The sequence below is a fragment of the Microcoleus sp. AR_TQ3_B6 genome (genome assembly GCF_036702785.1).
Taxonomy (GTDB): domain Bacteria; phylum Cyanobacteriota; class Cyanobacteriia; order Cyanobacteriales; family Microcoleaceae; genus Microcoleus.
The window spans coordinates 1-20,971 of the sequence record NZ_JAUBVJ010000074.1; the positions used below are offsets into that span (position 1 = coordinate 1).

The 20,971-nt window shown below is 46.5% G+C and carries 17 protein-coding genes; 6 read left to right on the plus strand and 11 right to left on the minus strand.

The window, feature by feature from the left end; genetic code table 11:
* Positions 1 to 660: 660 nt before the first annotated feature.
* The 4 genes from QUB56_RS27240 to QUB56_RS27250 all read right to left on the minus strand — a co-directional run bounded on the left by QUB56_RS27240 (position 661) and on the right by QUB56_RS27250 (position 3,911).
* On the minus strand, positions 661 to 1,806 hold the full coding sequence (locus QUB56_RS27240; RefSeq protein WP_332959403.1) for a citrate synthase: 1,146 nt from the start codon (positions 1,804 to 1,806) through the stop codon (positions 661 to 663).
* A gap of 235 nt (positions 1,807 to 2,041) precedes the next feature.
* Entirely contained in the window at positions 2,042 to 2,536 is a 495-nt protein-coding gene (gene sixA, locus QUB56_RS27245) for a phosphohistidine phosphatase SixA (protein ID WP_332959432.1), read from the minus strand.
* 150 nt (positions 2,537 to 2,686) lie between these two features.
* Complete coding sequence (locus tag QUB56_RS37430; RefSeq protein ID WP_445243404.1) at positions 2,687 to 3,142, minus strand: RNA-guided endonuclease InsQ/TnpB family protein; 456 nt, start codon at positions 3,140 to 3,142, stop codon at positions 2,687 to 2,689.
* Positions 3,081 to 3,911: an RNA-guided endonuclease InsQ/TnpB family protein gene (locus QUB56_RS27250; RefSeq protein ID WP_445243405.1), complete on the minus strand. Its 831-nt coding sequence runs from the start codon at positions 3,909 to 3,911 to the stop codon at positions 3,081 to 3,083. The genes QUB56_RS37430 and QUB56_RS27250 overlap by 62 nt, the downstream gene beginning before the upstream one ends.
* 315 nt (positions 3,912 to 4,226) lie before the next feature.
* Between QUB56_RS27250 and QUB56_RS27255 the strand changes: the two genes are divergently transcribed.
* A complete protein-coding gene (locus QUB56_RS27255; protein ID WP_332959404.1) occupies positions 4,227 to 4,361 on the plus strand; it encodes a hypothetical protein in 135 nt (44 codons plus the stop codon).
* Between the two features lie 133 nt (positions 4,362 to 4,494).
* On the opposite strand, the gene QUB56_RS27260 is transcribed toward QUB56_RS27255, so the two are convergent.
* The 3 genes from QUB56_RS27260 to QUB56_RS27270 form a co-directional block, all read right to left on the minus strand.
* Entirely contained in the window at positions 4,495 to 8,097 is a 3,603-nt protein-coding gene (locus QUB56_RS27260; protein WP_332959406.1) for a diguanylate cyclase domain-containing protein, read from the minus strand.
* Positions 8,098 to 8,911: 814 nt separating this feature from the next.
* Positions 8,912 to 10,186 (minus strand): bifunctional oligoribonuclease/PAP phosphatase NrnA, encoded by a 1,275-nt coding sequence (locus QUB56_RS27265; protein ID WP_332959407.1) that lies wholly within the window; start codon positions 10,184 to 10,186, stop codon positions 8,912 to 8,914.
* A gap of 240 nt (positions 10,187 to 10,426) precedes the next feature.
* Positions 10,427 to 10,924, minus strand: a complete 498-nt coding sequence (locus tag QUB56_RS27270) for an HNH endonuclease (RefSeq protein WP_332959408.1) — start codon at positions 10,922 to 10,924, stop codon at positions 10,427 to 10,429.
* A 343-nt stretch (positions 10,925 to 11,267) separates the two neighbouring features.
* Between QUB56_RS27270 and QUB56_RS27275 the strand changes: the two genes are divergently transcribed.
* A complete protein-coding gene (locus tag QUB56_RS27275; protein ID WP_332959409.1) occupies positions 11,268 to 11,732 on the plus strand; it encodes a COP23 domain-containing protein in 465 nt (154 codons plus the stop codon).
* 34 nt (positions 11,733 to 11,766) lie between these two features.
* Here QUB56_RS27275 and QUB56_RS27280 read toward each other — a convergent pair whose 3' ends face one another.
* Positions 11,767 to 14,529 carry an AAA-like domain-containing protein gene (locus QUB56_RS27280; RefSeq protein WP_332959410.1) on the minus strand — a complete coding sequence of 921 codons (2,763 nt, stop codon included), beginning with the start codon at positions 14,527 to 14,529 and terminating at the stop codon, positions 11,767 to 11,769.
* A 347-nt stretch (positions 14,530 to 14,876) separates the two neighbouring features.
* Between QUB56_RS27280 and QUB56_RS27285 the strand changes: the two genes are divergently transcribed.
* Complete coding sequence (locus tag QUB56_RS27285; protein WP_332959411.1) at positions 14,877 to 15,674, plus strand: 5-formyltetrahydrofolate cyclo-ligase; 798 nt, start codon at positions 14,877 to 14,879, stop codon at positions 15,672 to 15,674.
* Between the two features lie 13 nt (positions 15,675 to 15,687).
* Here QUB56_RS27285 and QUB56_RS27290 read toward each other — a convergent pair whose 3' ends face one another.
* Both QUB56_RS27290 and QUB56_RS27295 read right to left on the minus strand, forming a co-directional pair.
* A complete protein-coding gene (locus tag QUB56_RS27290) occupies positions 15,688 to 16,287 on the minus strand; it encodes a Uma2 family endonuclease (protein ID WP_332959412.1) in 600 nt (199 codons plus the stop codon).
* A gap of 302 nt (positions 16,288 to 16,589) precedes the next feature.
* Positions 16,590 to 18,455 (minus strand): AAA-like domain-containing protein, encoded by a 1,866-nt coding sequence (locus tag QUB56_RS27295; protein WP_332959413.1) that lies wholly within the window; start codon positions 18,453 to 18,455, stop codon positions 16,590 to 16,592.
* Between the two features lie 276 nt (positions 18,456 to 18,731).
* On the opposite strand from QUB56_RS27295, the gene QUB56_RS27300 reads away from it, so the two are divergent.
* Together QUB56_RS27300 and QUB56_RS27305 are read left to right on the plus strand one after the other, a co-directional pair.
* Entirely contained in the window at positions 18,732 to 18,905 is a 174-nt protein-coding gene (locus QUB56_RS27300) for a hypothetical protein (RefSeq protein ID WP_332959414.1), read from the plus strand.
* A 31-nt stretch (positions 18,906 to 18,936) separates the two neighbouring features.
* Complete coding sequence (locus tag QUB56_RS27305; protein ID WP_332959415.1) at positions 18,937 to 19,275, plus strand: hypothetical protein; 339 nt, start codon at positions 18,937 to 18,939, stop codon at positions 19,273 to 19,275.
* A gap of 141 nt (positions 19,276 to 19,416) precedes the next feature.
* On the opposite strand, the gene QUB56_RS27310 is transcribed toward QUB56_RS27305, so the two are convergent.
* Positions 19,417 to 19,563 carry a hypothetical protein gene (locus tag QUB56_RS27310; protein ID WP_332959416.1) on the minus strand — a complete coding sequence of 49 codons (147 nt, stop codon included), beginning with the start codon at positions 19,561 to 19,563 and terminating at the stop codon, positions 19,417 to 19,419.
* Between QUB56_RS27310 and QUB56_RS27315 the strand changes: the two genes are divergently transcribed.
* The gene (locus tag QUB56_RS27315) at positions 19,562 to 20,884 is read left to right on the plus strand and encodes a serine hydrolase (RefSeq protein WP_332959417.1); all 1,323 of its coding nucleotides are present in this window, start codon (positions 19,562 to 19,564) and stop codon (positions 20,882 to 20,884) included. The two genes, QUB56_RS27310 and QUB56_RS27315, sit on opposite strands and share 2 nt — an antisense overlap.
* The last annotated feature ends 87 nt before the right edge of the window (positions 20,885 to 20,971 follow it).

The window sequence follows — 20,971 nt, forward strand, 5'->3', positions numbered from 1 at the left end:
CGGTTCAATGATTATTAAAAGCTATAACTGGGAAAGTTATAGTCAACAAAAAGTTATGTTTCGCCGAGCTTGAATTGTTCATCAAGTGCGATGCCGGAGACTGGCTACGCGCTCGCGATTTTTCCTAACTTATTCAGCAAACCCTAGTTAGTTTTACATACTAGGTTCGGTAGAACCCTCTTTAATAATGCCAACGCCTTCGGGATAATCCCTCTCAAGCGGGCGATCAAGGGTTCGGATTGGTAGAAAGACTTGCCCTCAATTTCGCTGTTGCTGTAAGCCATAGATGTTCTGACGACTAAAAGCGGGAGGAATTTAAATGCGATCGCGCATCTTCACTTTGTACCTAATACTATACAAGCGAAGCGTAAATACAAGTAGGGTGCGCGCGCAGCAACCTACCGACAGCTATTCGTAATATTGCAATAAAAAGCCTCAGACCCGCAAGTCTGAGGACCGGACTTCCTGAAAATCGTCACTTAGCAACATTGTCGCCAACAAAAAGCACAACATACAAGAGGGTTGCAACCCAGCACGGCAGCTTTTGGCAGATAGAGATTGCTTCCTGAGTTGCCACGCGAAAGCAATTTTTAATTCAACACTTCACGAAAGCAAAACAATTCCTCTCGCCATTTACATATCTGGGTTGATAATTGTGGTTTAAGATGGGAGCCTGTCCTCGATCGCAATATAAGGAGCACCGTGAGTCCCCGTATATATTTGAGTAGGGCGGTAAATGCGGTTTGCCTCTAGCTGTTCCTTCCAGTGGGCCAACCAGCCGGCAACGCGGGCGATCGCAAAAACCGGTGTAAATAAGTCCAGGGGAATTCCCATTTTTCGGTAAACCAGACCAGAATAGAAATCTACATTTGCATAAATTCCTTTGTGACCCAAATTCTCCTCAACCACTTGTTCCAACTTGACAGCAATGTCGTAATAATCGTCGTGGCCGAAGTTCTCAAACAACTCTTCCGCTAACCTCTGAAGAATAGTTGCTCTCGGATCTTTGACCTTGTAAACTCGGTGACCGAAACCCATGATTTTGTCTTTGTTTGCAACGCACTTCTCCACAAAAGGCCGCACATTTTCTACCGAACCAATTTGCTGCAACATATCAATCACTTCTTCATTAGCTCCCCCGTGCAGCGGCCCCGCCAAAGTGCCAACTGCTGAAGCAATCACTCCGTAAGGGTCTGTCAGCGTCGAAGCTGTTACCATTGCCGAAAATGTAGAGGCATTAATTGTATGTTCAGCGTGGAGAGTCAGACAAGTGTCAAAAATGCTAGCTAACAGCGGATCGGGTTCTTGCTCGTTGAGCATATAAAGAAAGTTAGCCGAATAGTTCAAGTCATCCCTCGGCCGCACCGGGTCATTTCCCCGTCGCATTTGCTGGAACGCTGCTACCATTGTGGGAATCTTTGCTAGCAGCCGCACTACAGCTTCTCGAATGTATGCTGGGTTAGCCAGAGCTCTGCGGGAGTAGAACAAGCCCAGGGCGGCCGCTGAAGCTTGCAGGGCGTCCATTGGATGTCCTCTTTCTGGAAAGCATTTCATCATATCCCGGATGCGATATTTGATCCGGCGGTGATAGCGAATTTCATGCTCGAAAGCTTCGAGTTCTTCCTTTGTCGGAAGTACCCCCCAGATTAATAAATATGAAGTTTCCAGAAAGGAACTTTTCACTGCCAGTTCCTCGATGCTAATCCCGCGATATTCCAGCAACCCTTTTTGTCCATCGACGTAGCTAATGCTGGACAAGGTGGCGGGAACACCTTCTAAACCTGGTTTGAATTCGCCGACGACCATTGCGATACCGTTTTGTGTAAGTTCAATCTACTAAAAGTACATTAGCAGAAACCAAGATAGTGTCACAGTCTTGACAGATTATCATTTAATTGCGCTTGGGAAACCGGGTTTTTCAACACGCGGTGCCCGATCGCACCCCTGCGTATTTTGGCGGGTTTTTCCCGGTTTCGCCGTCCGAGAATGCGGGTTTAAGAGGGCTGGCGCCTCCTGTTAATGTCGGGACGGTTCGCTGTTTCTAGCGCAGCAAAAACTTGGGCGCAGTTAGCCAAAACATTTGGCTGCGGCCCACTGGGGAGCCGGTTTCCGGGAGGATTAAGCCGATGATACCTGCTTTTTTGAGAATCAGGGCATCTTGCGATCGAGCCCAAAGCAAAGTTTCTGCCCAGTGGCCTAAGTCTGGTTGGTGGCCCACCAGGGCCAAGGGTCGGCTACCTATTTCCTGCCACTGTTTGTACCACTCCAGCCAGTGCCCGATGTCTCCTGAAGGTGCCAGGGCGCCGGATTCTTCTATTTGGGAACTCAAACCCACTGTTTGCAGGATTTGGGCGGTTTGCTGCGCCCGCAGCAGGGGACTGGTGAGAATCAGGTCAAACTGAATTTCGAGTTCGTACAGTCGCTGGGCGATTTTCCGGGTTTTACGCTCGCCCTCTTTAGTCAGCGGGCGTTCTGAGTCTGTATCGTATTTTTCGGGCTCGGCTGCAATACCGTGGCGGATCAGATATAAATGCACTGTGGCAGTCCTTTTGAGAGCTGTCCGATCGAACCTAGGGTTGAAGTTTGGCGCGATCGACATCTTTTGCCTATTCTACAACTGTATTGAAATCGGGCACTGGCATCTGGTTGGCGCATCTGTAGCTATCAGGTGACATACTCCCGACGCCTATCTGATTACAGATAAGGCACGGGCTTCGCAACCAATCCGGCTATTGCTTAGGAGGCGTTGCGCTTTAAGGACTGGATGACCCTCAGCCCTGCTTCTGATGTTGATTGCTGCATTATGGTCGCGGTCGAGACTGCACCCACAGTGAGGACAGTCATGCCAACGAATATGCAGTTTTTTAGGTACTTTCTCACCACAGGTGGAGCAATCTTGTGAGGTGTTATGGGCACTTACTGGAACTACTAGCAAACCAGCATTTACGGCTTTGTTTGTCAGTATCAACAGGAAGCTTGACCACCCAGCATCCAACACAGATTTAGCCAACCTTGTACGAGCAAGTCCTTTTACGTTTAAATCTTCATGAGCGATTACGTCATATTTCGACAGCAAATGATTAGCCGTATTGAAATGGAAATCTTTTCGCTTGGGAAGCAACTTTCTTGTGTTGCTTCCCAAGTTGTTTGACAGCTTTCTGTCTACGGTTGCTTCCCTTTTTACGACGCGATACTCGTTTTTGAAGAACCCGCAAGCGCTTTTGAGCTTTCCGGTAGTGCTGAGGAATAGAAACCGTCTCACCGTCGTAAGTTGTCAAGAACTCCTTTAAACCAACATCAATTCCGGTGATTTTATCCGGATTAAAGTCTGGTTTAATTTCAGGAACGGTTTTGTCTTCTAAGGAAAGAGTCAAATAGTAACCATCAGCTTTCTTAGTGACTGATGCAGTTTTAATTTTGAATCCGCCAGGAATAGGACGATGCAAGACAACCTTAACTTTTCCGAACATCGGCAAGGCAATCTGATTACCTTGCAAACATCCTTCTTTTATCTGAGGATAGGTGAAAGTGCGATAACGATTACGCGCTTTAAACCGAGGCTTACCACTTCGTTTGCCGTTGCTATCACCCTTGAGAAATCTGTCAAACGTTACTTTGACTCGCTTGACTACATCTTGGAGGACTTGAGAATAAATTTCGCTGTACCAAGGATGGGTTTTTTTTAGTTGTGGTAGCGTCTTTTTTTGAGAGTAATAGTCTGGGTTGTCGCGCAGTTCTGGTAGATGGCAAACCAAAGGGCAAGCGTTAACAGGAGAACGGTTTTGCTCAAACCAATTACATCTATCAGCCAACCAGTAATTGTACTGAGCGCACAACATTGACAACCACTTGTCAATTTCAATGACTTGCTGTTTTGTTGGACGTAATCGGTATTGGTAAGCGGTTCTCATGGTTGCCCTCCTTGAGTCCTATGTTAGCATTATTGTGTTCGCATTGACAACACAACATGAAAAACAAAAACCTTCATATTCGACTATCCGAGAAAAGGATTAATAAACTTAGGGCTGTAGCTAGCGCTAGAGAAAAAACTATCACTCAGAGGGTAGAAGAGTGGATTGATCGTCTATCCAATACATCTATTGATTGACTTCGTACCTACGTCAATCCGCCTATCCATCCCGACGCCAATTTGAGTACAAATATAGCGCGGGGCTTCCGGCGAAGAAAGCTAATTGCAGCTAAAGGCTGGGGAAACCGTCAAATGTGTGCAACCAATAAACATGGATTTCCCGTCAGACACAGAACTCGGTGCAAAACGTTTTTTGGGTTTAGAACTGGCGACATGGTACGAGCAATTCTTCCCTCTGGGAAGTTTGCAGGCACTCACGTCGGTAGGCTGACAGACGTGAGAAAGTGGCGTTTTCGAGATGAAGACACCACTTGGTAGGGTTAGTCCAGTACGTCATAAATACTGTAAATCAATCCACCGCAACGATGGGTATATGTATTCGTTCTCCACAAATGTCCAATGAATCAGCGATTAAGGGCGTAGCGATCGCGCCCTTGTCGCTTCGCATCGTACAATGCTCGATCGGCTGCGACGATCAGTTCATTCGGCGATTTTTCGCAGCAGGGAACCATACTAGCAATTCCCATGCTCACAGTCACGATCGAGCTGACATCAGATTTCTCGTGAGGGATTGCCAAATCTCGGATTGCCTCTCGGATCGACTCAGCAACCGCCATCGCCCCTGCAGCATCCGTATTCGGCAGTAGGGCAGCGAATTCTTCGCCCCCATAGCGCACAAACAAATCGGTAGAACGTTTAACTCCGGCTGCTGCGGCTTTGGCGATTTTCACCAAACAAGTATCCCCAGCTTGATGTCCGTAGCAATCGTTATATCGCTTGAAATAATCTACATCCAACATAATCAACGAAAGCTGTTGTTGGCCCTGCATCAGTCGCTGCCATTCCGACTGCAACCGCTCATCAAAACAGCGGCGGTTTGCTACTTGTGTTAACCCATCTGTCGTAGCAATTAATCTTTCTTGTTCCGCCCGGTGTCTGAGCATCTCCTCGGCCTGCTTGCGTTCTGTAATATCAGCAAAAGTCGTCACTACTGCATAGGGTTGAGACTGATTGAGATGGAACAGCGGCTGCGAATTAATCGAAATCCAAGTCAGGGTTTTATCCGGTTTGTGAATGCCCATCACCACATTCGATTGCCCTTGTCCCGTGCGCAGGGTGAGGATTGCCGGATGCTGTTGGCCCGGGAACGGTTGGCCATCCTCCCGAACGGTTCGCCAGTCTAAATCTACGGATGTGCGCCCCATCATTTGCTCGGGGGTCAGACCGAGAATCCTTTCGGCACTCGCATTGCAGGCAGTAATTTGTCCGTCTGCTAGCTGGAGTATGACGCCTTCTGCCATGCTCGCAATCACAGAACGATACCGTGCCTCGCTTTCGAGCAATTGACTCAGGAGAATGTTTTTGGCATCAAACTCTGAAGCCAGATGCAGGCTGCTTGCCAGAAACCCAGCCATCAGTTGTAAGGTCTGGATATCCGACTCTGTAAAGCTAAAGGGTGTCGCTGAAACAACTTTTAAGACACCAACCCGATCTTTTTGATAGAACAAGGGAACAACCACCATTGACCGGAGACCAATACGCTCACAGGCAGCCCTATCCACCCGTGCATCGGTTTCTGAATCGTCGCAAAGCATGATTTGGCCGGTCGCAATACATTTTCCCGATAAACTTGTCCCTACTTTGAGCCGCAATCCAACATAGGGGGTGACGATACCGCTGGCTGCCCGATACACCAATTCATCACCTTCGAGAATTTCAATCACTGCGCCATCGCCGCGGGTCAAATCTTGAGTCCTCTCTGCAATCACGGCCATAACTGCATCGAGATTGGGATTGCGGATGGCGATTTCCTGTTGAGTAGCAATCACCACAGCCAGACGCTGGAACTCTTTTTGTAATGCTGCTTCTGCTTGCTTGCGAGCGGTGATATCCTTCATAAAGCAGTGATGCCCGATCGATCGCTCCTGCGAGTCGTAGGCTGCCAACATCACCAATTGTTTGTAAAAAATCGAGCCATCTTTTCGGATACCGCGGGCCTCAACCTCGACTCGACCCTGGGCTAGCATTTTTTGATAAGCCGCCCTCATCCTGTCGCAGTCGTCGGGATGAACTGTTTTCTGCCAATTCATACCAACCATTTCTTCAGGCTGATAACCTGCTATATTCGCGTAGGCTTGATTAACGGTGATATACCGTCCGAAAATATCCAGCCGCGAGATGCCTTCGACTGCATTAGCAAGGGCTATACTCATTTCTCTGAGTTCTGTTTCCGCCTCGACAAGATCCGTAATGTCTTGGGATGTACCGAACAACCGAATGACTTGTCCCTCTGCATTGAGTTCGGCCTGTCCTCTGGCTTCGGTATGGCGGATAGAACCATTCGGGTGCACGACTCTGAGCCGCAAGAGATAAGGCTCTCCGCGAGCGAGCGTTCGTTGAACTACCCTGTGTAGCTGTTGGGCACTTTCGGGATGGTAAAGCCGTAGGTGTTCTTCATAGGTAGGTTCGCCCAGTGCCCTGGATCGTCCCATAATCTCGAATAGTTCGGGAGACCAGGTAATTGTACCGGCGATCGCGTCAAATTCCCAGCTACCGATGCGGGCAACCCGCTGGGCTTCTGACAACCGGGTTTCACTCTTTTGCAGGGCTGTTTCTGCCTGCTGGCGGTCGGTAATATCCTTTTCGTTCACGACCAACATCGGCTTGCCTGTTACCGGGTCGTTGGTACACCGCACGTCTATCCCGTGCCAGCGAATTCCCGCCAGAGTAATCACTTGAGCGTCGGTGCTAAAGACCTCACCGGACTTAAGAACTGCCATTGCTCGCTCTCCTACCTGAGAGTCAACAAAGCGGCTCACAAAAGCATTGTCTGTCGCAAAGTCAGGCGGCTGCATATCCCCATAACAGCGCCAGGCCGCCGGGTTTTGCAGCAGCGGCACACCTTCGAGGGTGTACAGCGAAACCATCAGCGTCGTGTGTCGGAGTGCCTCTATCGACCGCAGGGTTTCCGCCTCGATTCGATCGGCGGTTTCGACTGTACCCTCCACCAGCATTGCCAAACGCCCGCTGTCAATCCTGATGCCAGAGCACCGACAGCGGACAGAAACAGGCTCACCGCCCGGGTAAAACGTCCACTGCTCACAGAAGGTTTTGCCTTGCTCAAACTGCTGTAGATAGCTCTGCAAGGGAATCCGAGTAGACTCTGACATATCCCTAAAGTTGCGACTTATGAGCTGCTGCTGCGTCGAAGCATTCCACAGGTACAAGGAGGCTTGGTTGGCCCACCACATTTGCCAATGCTCTATATCAAATATCCAGATCGGGTTTTGCAACAAGTCAAAGGTTTTGAGGTGGACCATACCCCCGCTCAGGGACCACGCAAACTCTGGTTGCAGGCAATGAGGATGATTGGCTGTTGGCCCGCTTTCTTTCTTAATCGCAGTTTGATTCGGTTCTGTTTCCAGAAACGGCGGTTGATTGAAAGGCTGCACCGGGCGGTGAGATTCCAGGTGCCGCATCCTCAACCCAAGCTGCACTGCAACCTGTTGCAGGATCTGAACGTCGAGAGGTTCCCACTGACGCGGACTTTGGCATTGATGAGCAATCAACAGTCCCCACAGCTTCGGAGATTGCTGCTGTTTGCTATCTAGCAAAATTGGCACAACTAAATTTGCCTGAACCTGGAGGCGATCGAGCAATTCGACATCACAACCTGGAAGATTACCGCTGTGAATATCGGAAATGCTGCTGGTTTGTCCCTGGCTGTAACGCTCTACCCAGGTGGCTTCAAAGCAACGATCGTAAATCTGTTTTCCTAGGAGTTGCGGCCACTGGGAATCAACGGATTCAGCAAATACTACGCCATGTCTATGCGGTAGGAAGCGATAAATAATTACGCGATCGGCTTGCAGCAGCACCCTGGTTTCTTCTACCGCACATTGCAAAATTGTCTCCAGAGCCCCGAACTCGTTGAGTTGAAGTGCAATTTGTGAAACTTTTTCTATGATTTTCTCTAATGACCCAGAGAAAATCTGTTTTGTAGACATCTCCATGTTTCTTTTTTTGTCAAGCAATTTTCTACTATTCTAACCCGCGAAAAATAAATATAATAATTTGTTTTACTTCGTAGCAACTGGTTGTTTTGTTGAGAAACGAAACCCACACTTTATATTGGGATAAACACTTCCTTTAACTTCTACAATTGCTTTTTTATGTGACTCAGGACACAAATTATGTTTTTCCCTCTCTCTTTTGCTTATTGTACGGAGCTTTTTTCTAAAAAGTTATCGAGATTCTCCGGACTCAACTAGAAATATTGTCATTTTTTTAACTAAATTATAGGAAAAACAAAAAATATCGGTCTCTCTTCTTATTAAAACTTAATAATTATGGCGTGGACTTTAGTAAACTAGATAAAACTAAGTTTTCCCCAAAACCTGGGGTTTTTACCAAAATACTTAGTTGTATCCCTTGACCAAAGGAAAAAAAACGGTTTCTTGGGTGTGTATGTTTAGAAAATTGGGATAACATTTATTATTGTTATATCAAATTCGTTGGCATCGGAATTATTCATCTCTCTCTTCTCTTCCTCTGCGCCCTCTGCGGTTTAATCATTCCGAAACAACCGTAAACGATATTAGTCCTAGACGGAGCAACCGGGTTTTTTAACCCCCTTTCTTCGTTCAAACCCTCAATAAAAGTAAAAAAAAACGGTTGATGACAGTTAGAGTGCGTCGATGACTGATTGTAAAGTTGAGATTTTGCCCGAAACGAGAAAAAAAACGCGGCCAAACCTCCTAGCAACCGGAGGCAGAACCCAGGCTCTTGCTGGAAGAAAGACCGCATATACAAACTACACAGTTAATGATCGTAAACAGGATTGTCTTTAGGACTAATTAAATTCATCAACTTTTGCTTGATATGAGCATCGAATACTTCCCATTTCAGCCTGGCATAATCGCTGTTCTCATTCCCGCCGGAAAGAAATCCCACGGGAATTTCAAAACCTCCTGCTTGACTCCGGCCACCGCCAAAAAAGCGTCCTTGAGCATCTTGGCCGAAGGCTTCTTTAATAAATTCGTCGGGGTCGAGAGTAAGTTTATTAGTTCGCAGCGAGCCAATTACTACTTCAATCTCCTCATCTTTGTCGTGAACAATGGCGTAAACAACGGCTGTATGTACGTTCTCCTCTGTTACTAAAAAGTCCGCCGCTTGGGGAATAGAATCCCGATCGTCATAGCGGAGGTAGCCGATGCCGGCTATCGAAAAATTGTTCTGGACGGTGCGGTGTTTGAGCGCTCGCTCGATCGCGTCCATCACCCACTTAGAACGAGACGACTGCAACACTGCATTCAGCAACTGCGGGTCGTAAAACCGGCTCAAATAAGCCGCAGCTAAAAAGTCCTCCTCCTGAGCTTGTCTGAGGGCGATCGTATCCGATCGCAAACCGTGCATCAAAGCTGTAGCGCACTTGATGTGCAGGCTGACGCTGCTGTCGAGAGCTAGCAGTCCAGCCTGTAAATACTCGGCAAAAATCGTGGCTGTAGCGCGGATTTGAGGGCGCAAATCGATAAATTCTGCGTTCATTTCCCCCTGCAAATTGTGATGGTCGATGACGGAGGCGATCGGAACTCCAGCCGCTAAAATAAACTCGGTTAAGCTACAAGTCGTCCCTTGGTTGTCGATGAAAGCGCAGCCCTGAAAAACCGACAAATCCTTAGTTTTTACCGTTTCCAGCGTCCACCGCTGCAACGGCAACCCTGTCAATTTAACTAAGGCAATATTTTCTTGGTGGCTGAGGGCGCCGGCGTAGATAATCTCGCATTGGATATCGTACTGTTCGGCGATTAATTTGTAAGCCCAAGCGCTTGAAAGTGCGTCGGGGTCTGGAAAATCTTGCAGCAAGATTAGCTGGCGAGTGCCTTTGTTCCGATCGAACATTTGGCGCAACTGTTCGACTTTGCGATCGTGCAATTCCTCGCGGACACGGCCGCGATTGTCTTCGGAACCAACTTCGGCTTTGCTGCGCCGTTTCCCAGGCGCACTCACTGCGGCTACAACCTCGCTGCTGGAATCAAATTCAACTTTCCGGTTGCCAGATACTCCATCGGAATTGATAGGGGAATGGTCTTTCATCGCTGTTAAAAATTAACAATTTAACTCTTGAGGATTTGCGCGACATTCGCTCTTAAACCCGGATTCTTTGTAGAGGCCTCGTTGTCAAAGCCAATACTTCTTAGGAGAAACCGGATTTAAGAGCGTAAATTCTATCTTTAAGTTTTTAACTCATGCAGAGAGTGTGCATTACTAGGAACGAAGCAATCTCAGAAATCAGAACCTCCGCAAAAAACCCCCGCGCTTGCGCTGACAGGGGTTTTAAAGGCCGATTACATATTTTTGCCATTCTTTGTGCATACCGCTCTTAACGTGTTTAGTCACTTCAAAATAAAGACCGCTGTGAGGTTTCCTGGGCGGATAGCGCAGCGGCATTCCCGCTTCTTTTGGCGTGCGGCTGCCTTTATTGACATTGCAGCGCACGCAGGCGGTGACGAGGTTTTCCCAAGTGTCGCCTCCTCCGCGCGATCGGGGAATCACATGATCCAGCGTCAAATCGTCCCCGGTATAACTGCAGTATTGACAAGCGTGCGCGTCCCGGTGCAAGATATTCCGGCGGGTAAGCGGAATATCCTTATAGGGAACTCGGACGTAATGCCGTAGTCGGATCACAGTTGGTAGGGGGAAATTTGGCGCAATAAATTTCCCATTGTGTTCTACCTGTTCTGCTTTTCCTTTCAGCAACAAAACTACCGCCCTTCGCCAATTGGTGATGTTAAGGGGTTCGTAGGAGGCGTTCAGCACCAGAACATTGCCCATCGTTGATTATTAAAGAGAATATTTTTCACGATGGTAACACAGGTTTCCCTTTAGGTGGGGCGGGATTGCCAAGAGCAAGGATCGCGCAAAAAACGGTGAAAAACCGCACCTTTACCCTATACCTTCGCGGCGGAGCCCCCTGTGGCTGCACCTATTTTCTGCAGTCGGTGTTTGTCAGCGAGCATTTTTCCCTGAGTTTTGGCCTAGATGAGCTCAGTGTGCGATCGCAAAAATTTGCAGAATCAATTTTATTTTTTTCCCTAAATGCCTAATCTTCCCGGCAAAAAGTAGTCTAACTTTTTAGAGTATTAGTAACCTTAAATGAAAAAGCTTATTACTGCTCATGGAATTTCGGCTCTTAAAGTCAGCTTTTAGCGCGTCAATTATTGCCCTCGTTGCTCGGATTTTAGCAAGCAGTCCCGCCTTTGCCCAAACGCCTTCATTCTTCTGCGGCGCTGCTGGCGGATACCCAGCTACAATTGCTGTCCAACAAGGCAAAAATATTCCCGTTATTCTGTGGCTAGCTGATAACTATTTCAATGAATCCGGAGAAGACGCGATTACTCGGTGCACCCGAGTCTCGGGAATTCTCAACAACTCGCAACCGCAAGGCAACTGGGAGAATATTATCACCTCAGGTGCATCTCCCAGCGGTCAACTAATTATTTGTGCAGCTAATTCTCAAGACGGTTCCTGTAGATTATTATATCAAGTACCCAAAGGACAAAATCCCGAACAAGCTCGACAAGAACTCTTAAGAAAAGTCAAAAATCCTAATGTAAGTGTTTCGCCTGTTAAGGTAAATTGATAGTCATCAGTAGGGACAGGACTGAGCCTAAGTCCTACTTGCAGAGAGTTGAAACTCTTGTAAAATACTTCGGTTGACTGATGAAAAAATTGCAGCTTTGCTTCAGCAATTCTTCTAGCCCTTCAACCTGCCTCAGCCAGACAGTGCCGTTGCTTCCAGCTACAGCAATTTGCTTTCCGTCTCCACTCCAACTGACACTAACAACATTCTCCTCAAACTCAAATTGAGCAACTTGCCGCCCCGCTAAATTCCACAGCCGCACAGTCTTGTCAATTCCCACTGTAGCAAGCCGTTCTCCGTCGGGACTAAAACTAATTGATTTCGCATCAAAATGCAAGGTTTGAAATTCCTTAACTAATGCTTTTTCTGACAGATTCCACAGCCCGACTTTGCCATTCAATGTTACTGTAGCAAAGCGATACTGGTGTTGAGCTGGACTAAAACTGATCCCAATTGCCTGAAGGGGCAGTATTTTTTTCAGCTTGCCCGACAAATTCCAAATTCGCACTGTAGATTGCCCGTCTAAAGTCGTTAAAAAATCGCCCTTTGGGCTAAAATTTACGCTTCTCACTAAGCCCTTGTGACCAGGTATTTGCACGCTAGACGGTATTAATTTTGGCAGTTTTGACAATTGCCAAATTGCAGCTTGGCTGTCTATTCCTGCGGCAGCTAACAACTTTCCTTCGGGACTAAAACTGATGCTGGTAACAGAGCCTTGAATTCCTGTTAATTGAGAAATATTTTTACCTGATAAATTCCATAGTTTAACTGTGCTGTCCCTTCCTGCGGTCGCTAAAAATTTACCGTTCGGGCTAAAGTTTACCATATTAACTGACTGCTGCAAAGCTTTCCATTCAGCAATTTTTTCCCCGGAAAAGTTCCAAATCCGAACTCGATCGTCTATTCCTGCGGTTGCTAATATTTGCCTGTTTGGGCTAAAACTGACGCTGGTAACTGCACCTTTATGAGCTTGCCAATTTATCTGGGTTGGCGGAATTGATGAGGTTGTTTTTGGCTGCGTCTCGCTAATTTTATCAAGAATTATTTGTAAGGCTAACAGCGGTCTAGTTGCCGGATATTCTTCTAGGTTATGTTTGTTTTCAACCAAGGTTTTTAATTTTTTTCCCGAGGCGATCGCTCTCAGTAAGGCTTCTGATAAAGCTTCGCTGTTTTCGGTCTTTTGAGATACCGCCAACAGTAAAGCATCGCTGCCATTTTGTTCGATTTCAATACTTGCTTGTGCGAGTCTAAACCGTTGGTAAGCGAGAGTTGAAAAGCCGATCGCCCCCACTAACGATGCTGCTAGTACCGCAGAACCGATGCCGATCCACTGTTTGGCTTTTTGTTTGGCAGAGTTAGCTTCCAGCAAAGCTTTTTCGGCATCACACACAGCTTTTTTTGTTTCTAGTGTAGCTAAATGCAGCAGTTGATTTTGGTTGCTCAAAATAACTTTCTGGCTGGCAGTCAAAAACTGAAAATCTTCGTTTCTCAAACTTTTTCCTGCCGCCCAAACTAATGCTGACTGCAAATCATCCCCTCGCAAGAGTTGGGAATCATCTTCACAGCTAGAATTTAGCCAGAGTTTGATAGCTTCCGAGTAAGGCGAGAGTTTTTCTAATTTTTCTGCAATTAACTCTTTGTTAAATACAGCTTCATAAATAGGATTAGAAATTGTTAATTTTTCCCCGTGCTTAACGATTAATCCGCTCAATCGTAGTTCCATTTGTTCGGCACTGCCATCGGGGACAATTTCAGCTTGCTCTAAAATTTGCTGATACAATCCGAGTCTCCTGACAATGCGCTGGTTTTCTTTGAAAAGCCGATCGCGAATTGTGGACAAATGTTCGGGCACATCCTGAGTTTCCCAATTCTCCACAATTTTCAAGCGCACTACCTTCTCAACCCACTCTTTAGAAGTGTTAATTCGATCTTTTTCCCTCCCTTGGTAAGGGGCGGCTGGATCTTCCCCCCCTTGGGCTGGGGGGGGTAAATTCGGCATTAATTGTGGGTTTTCCAGCAGGAGTTTGCACAGCTTTTGAGTGAGGAAGGGTTGCCCGCCCGTCCAATACAATACTTCTGTCAAAACTTCCTGAGGGCTGTCTGTCAGCTCTGCCAACCCCGCTGCTAGCGGTTGAGCTTCTGTTTCGTCAAAACCAGTTAATTCGATCGCCTTGCCAATATTAAAAGGGGTATTGCTGCTGGCATTTTGCTCGCGGCACAAATCCGTCGGCGATGCTACACCTAAGAGGGCCCAAGTTAGGCGATCGAACTCTGAATTGTTGGCGCGCTTGTTGTAGCACGATCGAATTAAGGCTAAAAAATCGTCGGCGGGAAAATCTAGGGCGAGAATGCTGTCGATTTCGTCAATAAAAATGACAATATTGCTGGAAATGTTGGGTAACAGTACGGTTTCGATGAATTCGCTCAATCTTTGAACCGGGGTTAAAAAATTGCGATCGCGCCACCAAGTCCGCACGTTGACAATATCCGACAGGTTAAAGTTATTTTCGAGAATGCGCAGCAAACCAGCATACCACTGTTCTGGAGTGACGCCGCGGTGGCCAATTTCCGAAATGTCGATCGCAGCACAAGCAATTCCTTCATTTGTCAGCCGCTGAATTGTCCGCACCTGCAAGCTAGATTTACCCATTTGCCGGGAATTCAAAACATAGCAAAATTCCCCCGCCTTCAATCTGTTATATAAATCGTCGTCTGCTTGCCGCTTCACATAATTCGGAGCGTTATTGGTGAGACTGCCGCCGACTTGATAGTAACTGGGCTTTGTGGTAAAATTCATAAAATCACAAATAACATTCGGCTGTTTAAACCGCTCATATCATTTCCGGTTACACCGGAATGATGTTGACAGTTGACAGTTGACTGTTCACTGTCAACTCTCAACTAGAATTTACTATTTCGATGCTAACGGATTTGATATCAATAGTCAAAGGAAGTCCCTCTCTAAAAGACTAAAGAATCGAGAGGTTATTATAATTTTGTATGATTAATTGTAGCACAATAAATGAATATACTTAATTAAATCTCAGCTCCAAATGGCTACAAAAATTGCTAGATGAGCATTTTTCCTTCTACCTTATACCTTTTTCCTGACATCCGTTACATCCGTTACATCCGTTACATCCGTTGAGCGAATCCGTTGCCGAACTTCCTTCTTCTTACAGCATGAAAACTGATTGGACTGGATATCACCACGACAAAGACGAGTTAAGAGCTGAAATTTGGTCTTTGCTGAAGCAGCACGCCGCATCTATTGGCGATCCGTTCGGTCATATTCCCAACTTTGTCGGTGCACAGGTGGCGGCCGAAAGATTGGCAAATTTACCAATATGGCAACAAGCAAAAACGATTAAGTGCAATCCAGATTCGCCACAAATTCCGGTGCGGATGCGGGCTTTGCAGGAGGGAAAACGCCTGTATATGGCAGTACCGCGCTTGACAAGCACGCGCTGTTTTGTTGAGTTGACTGCTGAGGATTTGCAGAGGAAAAATATATCAATTGCCGAAAGTGCGATCGCCCGCCAAGCACTCGCTTGCGGAAAATTGGTAAGTTTTGCAGAAATGGAGCCGATTGATTTAGTAATAGTCGGCTGCGTAGCTGCAGGGCCCGGCGGTGGGAGAACCGGGAAAGGTGCAGGTTTTGCGGATTTAGAATTGGCTATGTTGCAGGAATTCGGGTTAGTACAAATCGATACGCCAATTGTCACAACAGTGCATCCTTTGCAAATAGTCCCAGATTCCCGTTTACCAATGCAAGCTCACGATTGGGCGCTGAATTGGATTGTTACTGCTGAGGAGGTAATTGAGACTAATACAAGTTATCCGCGTCCAATTGGGTTAAACTGGGATAGTATACGGCCGGAACAGTTGGAACAAATTCCAATTTTGCGCAAGTTGAGAGAGAAATTAACCAATAACCAATAGCTTTCAATCAAAATCAAGGCAAAAGAGCATCTACAGCGATCGCCCCAATTTCTATTCCTTCAATAATAATCGGTATCACAGCCGATCGCCCGAAATCCAACCTTTGACTGTAATCTGGCTGCTCAAGTTCCACAAGAGGTTGAGAGTACACCTCAACCTGTTCTTCCACAAGATTCACAATCCAATAAATCGCAACTCCAGCCCGGGCATAAATCCGTTTTTTGACAGTTCGATCGCGCTGAAGCGTTGTATCTGATACTTCAATAATCAGCGCAATATCTTCAGCACCTGGATGGCGATCGAGATACTGTCGCGTATGCCCTCGAACAACCACTATATCAGGTTCGGGTTCGCTGTTGGAAAGCGCGATCGGTTCTTGAGAATCGACATACCACCCCGCAGGTAAAATATTCTCTAAAGCTGTTCTGACAAGACGAGTTGTGACTCGGTGCGGTGGATTTTTGGGGATTTTGCAAACCAGCCAACCTTCCAGCAATTCTACAGAGTCATCCGAGGTGAGAATGCCAGCTTGGATTATCGCATGATACTGCTCGATGCTCAAGCGCAAAATCAGATCGTTCGGAATTGCTGCAACACTTTCGACGGGCAGCATAACTGTATGGGCGAGTTGATTATTGTCTTATTTTACTGTTTATTTAACGAACCGCTTTCGGCGCGTTAGGCGAAGCCGCGCGTAAGCGCTAGGACGCGAAGTAAGAAAGAAGAAGAAGAGGTAGAAGGTAATTTCATAATCTATCTACTTTGCGGTGAACACGCGCCATGTAATGAAAGCAGTAAAACCTAGATAACCAAACACGGTTATCCAGTCTAGCCAATTATCGGAAGTTATCAAAAAAATAGGGTTCATGGGTATCGTTCACCTGATTATTGCTTACAGCACTTACGCACCAAATTTTACACGATCGCGCTCAAGTGCGATCGAAAATATTGTCGATACAGTTCGCACCTCGGCACGCACTCGTTGCCATGCAATTTCACCAACCCCAAACTGTCCAACTTAAATGCCTGCATTGCCTTTAATTGCACCGGAGAGTCTGCCGCTGCAATCTCTCTCATCCCCTGGGCCAACTCTGGATATTCTTCTAAATTCCACAGTTGGCGGCGCAAATGGTCGCTGTAAATTCCCGCATCGGCGATCGCAGTTTCTTTTAATTCATCCAGGGTCAAATCCGATCGCGAAATGTGATATAATGCAACTCGCACTAAATACGGATGTCCGCCGACAATTGCTGTCAATTTTTCAACTTCTGCCTCGGACCAATTCAAATTATGGCGCGCTGCTAAATCTTGTATTTGCTGAGAGTTGAATTCGGGCAAATCTACGGGCAGTCCGACGTTGAAAGGCGATTGATTGATGTTCATTGGGATGTAAACTTCGGTGGAGTGAACTACAATTAATCGCAGTTTTTTCCAGATGTCGCGCCGCTTCGATTCTTCGTGCCACGCCCGCAGCAGTCCTAAAAAGTCTTCGGCAATGTCGGGATATTGGAAAACGCGATCGATCTCGTCTAATCCTAAAATTAAAGGACTGTCGATTTGCGGTAAAATGTATTTTTCAAAGTAATCTTTGCAGTTGACTTTGCTGCCAAAAATCTCGTCCCAATAATCGTCTAATTGATTGGGTAAGTGCAACTCGCGGCCGACGTAAGCGCAAAACCACTTTAAGAATTTATCTAAGTTGGCAAATACCCCTTTATCTACTAACTGAAAAGTTAGCGGCACGGTGCAATAACCTTGACGGGCTCCGCGATCCAAAATTCTTGCCATCAAGGAAGTTTTGCCCATTTGTCTCGGCGCTTTGATTCTAATTAAGGCGCTGGGCTGCACAATAGTTTGATAGCAGCGTTCTTCGATGGGCGGGCGTTCTACATAAAATTGAGAAGCGACATCGACTTGTCCTCCCGGTAATTCCGGTTCGGCGGCGGGTAGAGGTATTTCGTCGCTGCTAATTTCTAATAGCTGTTTTTGTGTTAAATCTTCCGTTTGTTCTGTGACTGGTGCGGGTTTTTCTGCGAGTAAATTCAGAACTTCTTCGATAATAATTGGAGTGTCGGCGGTGGTTTTCCATTCCCTCTGTTTGATGCGGTACAGATAGCCCCGCAAGTCGTGATTTAGAGGCGCGTTCATGGGAAAGCCGACGCGGATGGGGAGAATTATTGGTTTTCTGTCAGGGCGGGAGTCTTGTAGTTCTTTTGCTTGCTGAACTTGATATGTTAGCAGTTCGCTTTGGTTTCCCGTTGGCGGCAACAGTAGCAGCAAATAATCGCATTCTTGGAGGAAGAAATTAATTCGATCGAACCAATTATCTCCCAATCTAATGTTATTTTCTGCTGTGAAAACTGTATGACCGATCGCGCTTAAGGCCGTTTCTAACTGTTTTCCCAACTCCCGATCGGGTTCTGCGCTGCGATAACTGACAAATATTTTAACAATTCTGCTGCTGCCTGTTTCCCCCGCAGCCGGCAAATTTTCGGGCTCGTCAAAATTTTCGGATTCCTCAAGTTTAGCCGATCGGTGGTCGCTAGTCGCCAGAGTCATCTCAAAAGCCGCGAACAACTGCCGAATTTTACTCAAATCCGCACCTTCTCTACCCTGCTTAATTTTGCTGACTGTATCGGCACCGACGCCAGACTCAGCCTCGATTTCAGTCAGAGTACCTCTAATGTTATGTCGGTCAGACCATTCTTGGAGCGCCTCGTTAAGTTTCTTTAAGCCAGAGGCAGTGAGAATGCGACCGCGATCGCGTTTTGACTTAAGCACTTCGCTTGCACTGAAAGGGAAAGGAATCTAGGAAGTTTAACGCCTTAAGTTCCTATTTTAGGCGATTTTAAGGGAGATAGTCAGCCAGCCGGAATTTAAGAAATTTTACGACCAGAGATTTTTTGGGCGATCGACTCCTCAAACTCTTTCCGGATAACGGCTTCAACTGTTGAAGATATATTAGGAGTACAAATTTTTCTTAACTCCCCAATCTCCCCCGCTAAAGACCGCTTAACTTTTTAGAGTAGATACACCAAGCAAAAAAGGAGCAGCAAAATGAGCAAAATCTTACACAGACTGGCAATGGCAGCTTTAGGAACCGCCGCGATTTCCACAATTAATACACTTAATAATTTAACAGAAGCATCAGCTACTGCGAAATTTGATGGGGCAGAAATTAATCAAGAGGGAATTGGGTCAGTTGCATTACCTAGCCCGTTCCATAAATAGTCAAATTCATTCATTTAATTAAGAAGAAATTATGAAATCTAAACTTTACTCACCTACAGCTACCGCGACAAAATCTGACTTGGTTGATGCTGAGGCGATCGATGCTTGTACTGCACTTGCGTGGGTTGAATTGGTAGCATTAGATGCCAGCGATCTCACGGGGGATGATTGGCTGGCTTTGTGCGATGATATAGATAGCGGGGAAATCTACCGCTGCTGGTTTTTGTGGCGCGATCGCGAAGTAAGCGGTAATTGGGAAGCTTACGATCCTTTGAGCGATCGCCGATTGGTTGCGAAAGGAAAAGTGTTTCTCAAAGCCGCGATCGACTCGCTCGAAGATGCTAGAAATCGGGAGAGCGCACAACTTTAATTCATCTAAGACGAATATAATTAGCGCAGATCCAACAAGAATTCGGCGAAGAGAATTCACTGCTACACACACTTTCGTGCGCCTGGGCGAGACTGGAAGAAAAAGGGGTAATAGCACCGGATTTGATATCAGCCCCGACAATCAAATATTCTCAAAGAAAATAATAAAAATTACGGCTGCGAGCCAAAGTTGACTGTATGATGCTATGTGGTTCGCCTCGAAAGCGGTTGAGAACACTCTTACCGCCGCTTTCTCGTTGCCGCCGTTAAACTCTTTCTCTTCAAACATGACTCCAAAACTGCGATGGCTGTTGCCTGCTTTAATTAGTGTTTTGTCGGTCGCCCTGCCTGCAAAAGCTGATACACTAACATCTTGGCACTTCGATGCCAGCGAAAACCAACTCAATTTAACAACAGATTCAGGAGTTCAGCCGTCCGTCCAACTAATCGCCAATCCCACCCGCTTAGTAATTGATTTACCGGGCATAGTCTTGGAATATCCCGAAACTCCTCAAAGTTACAACTCAGCTATTCAACAAATTAGAGTCGGGCAGTTTGACACCGAAACTACCAGGTTAGTGATACAATTAACTCCCGGTTATAAGTTAGACCCCCAAAAAGTCCGAGTCATTAGAGAATCTTCCACTCGCTGGTCGTTTCAGTTGCCGAATCCCGAGGAAATAGCGGGCAACGAAGTTTTGCAACCAACAGCTATTACCCAGATAGAACAAAAACCCGGTCAAGTTCCCCTAACTGTTTCTTCCGCAACTCCGAGAAATTATGCCGCGGATTTGGAGATGCGAACAGGTTACGAAATGAGCGCAATTAAGCCTCAAATCGAAAGTGCGATCGAACAGTATAGATCCCTCAGCGCCGGAATGTTTTTTCTGGATTTAGATACAGGAAACTATTTGGATATCAAGGGCGATCGAGTATTTCCGGCCGCGAGTACCATCAAATTACCAATTCTGATTGCATTTTATCAAGATGTAGACGCCGGCAAAGTGAGCCTCGACGAAACATTAGTGATGAAGTCAGACTTAGTAGCCAGCGGTTCTGGAACCATGCAAGACAGACCAGATGGCACTCGGTTTAGCATCAGAGAAACTGTAGATAAAATGATTACCATCAGCGACAATACAGCCACCAACATGATTATTGAACGTTTGGGGGGAATTGCTAAACTCAACGAGCGTTTTCGCAGTTGGGGATTAACTGATACGAGAATTCGCAATTGGCTCGGCGATTTTCAAGGAACAAATACCACAAGTTCTGTGGATATGGTAAAGTTGCTGGCGATGCTGTCTCGCGATAAATTAGTTTCTGAATCGAGTCGAGAACAGGCTTTAGAATTATTGCGGCGTACAACAACTAGAACGCTGCTTCCTTCGGGTTTGGGTGCCGGTGCAGTTATTGCTGACAAAACCGGAGATATCGGCTTTGTAGTTGGCGATGCTGGAATTATTGATATGCCGAATGGGAAGCGTTATTTAGCGGCAATCTTTGTCAAACGTCCTTACAATGACCCGATTGTCAGAGATTTTGTGCGTCGGATTTCGCGGATTGTCTACAATTATTTAGACCAGCCTGCGGCGAAAGCATCGAATTAAATTATGTTCCTCTCCTTCCCTGGCTCTGCCTGGGAATGAATACCAGGAGGCTCTGCCTCCGGTAAACTGAGACGAGAAACTAGAAAC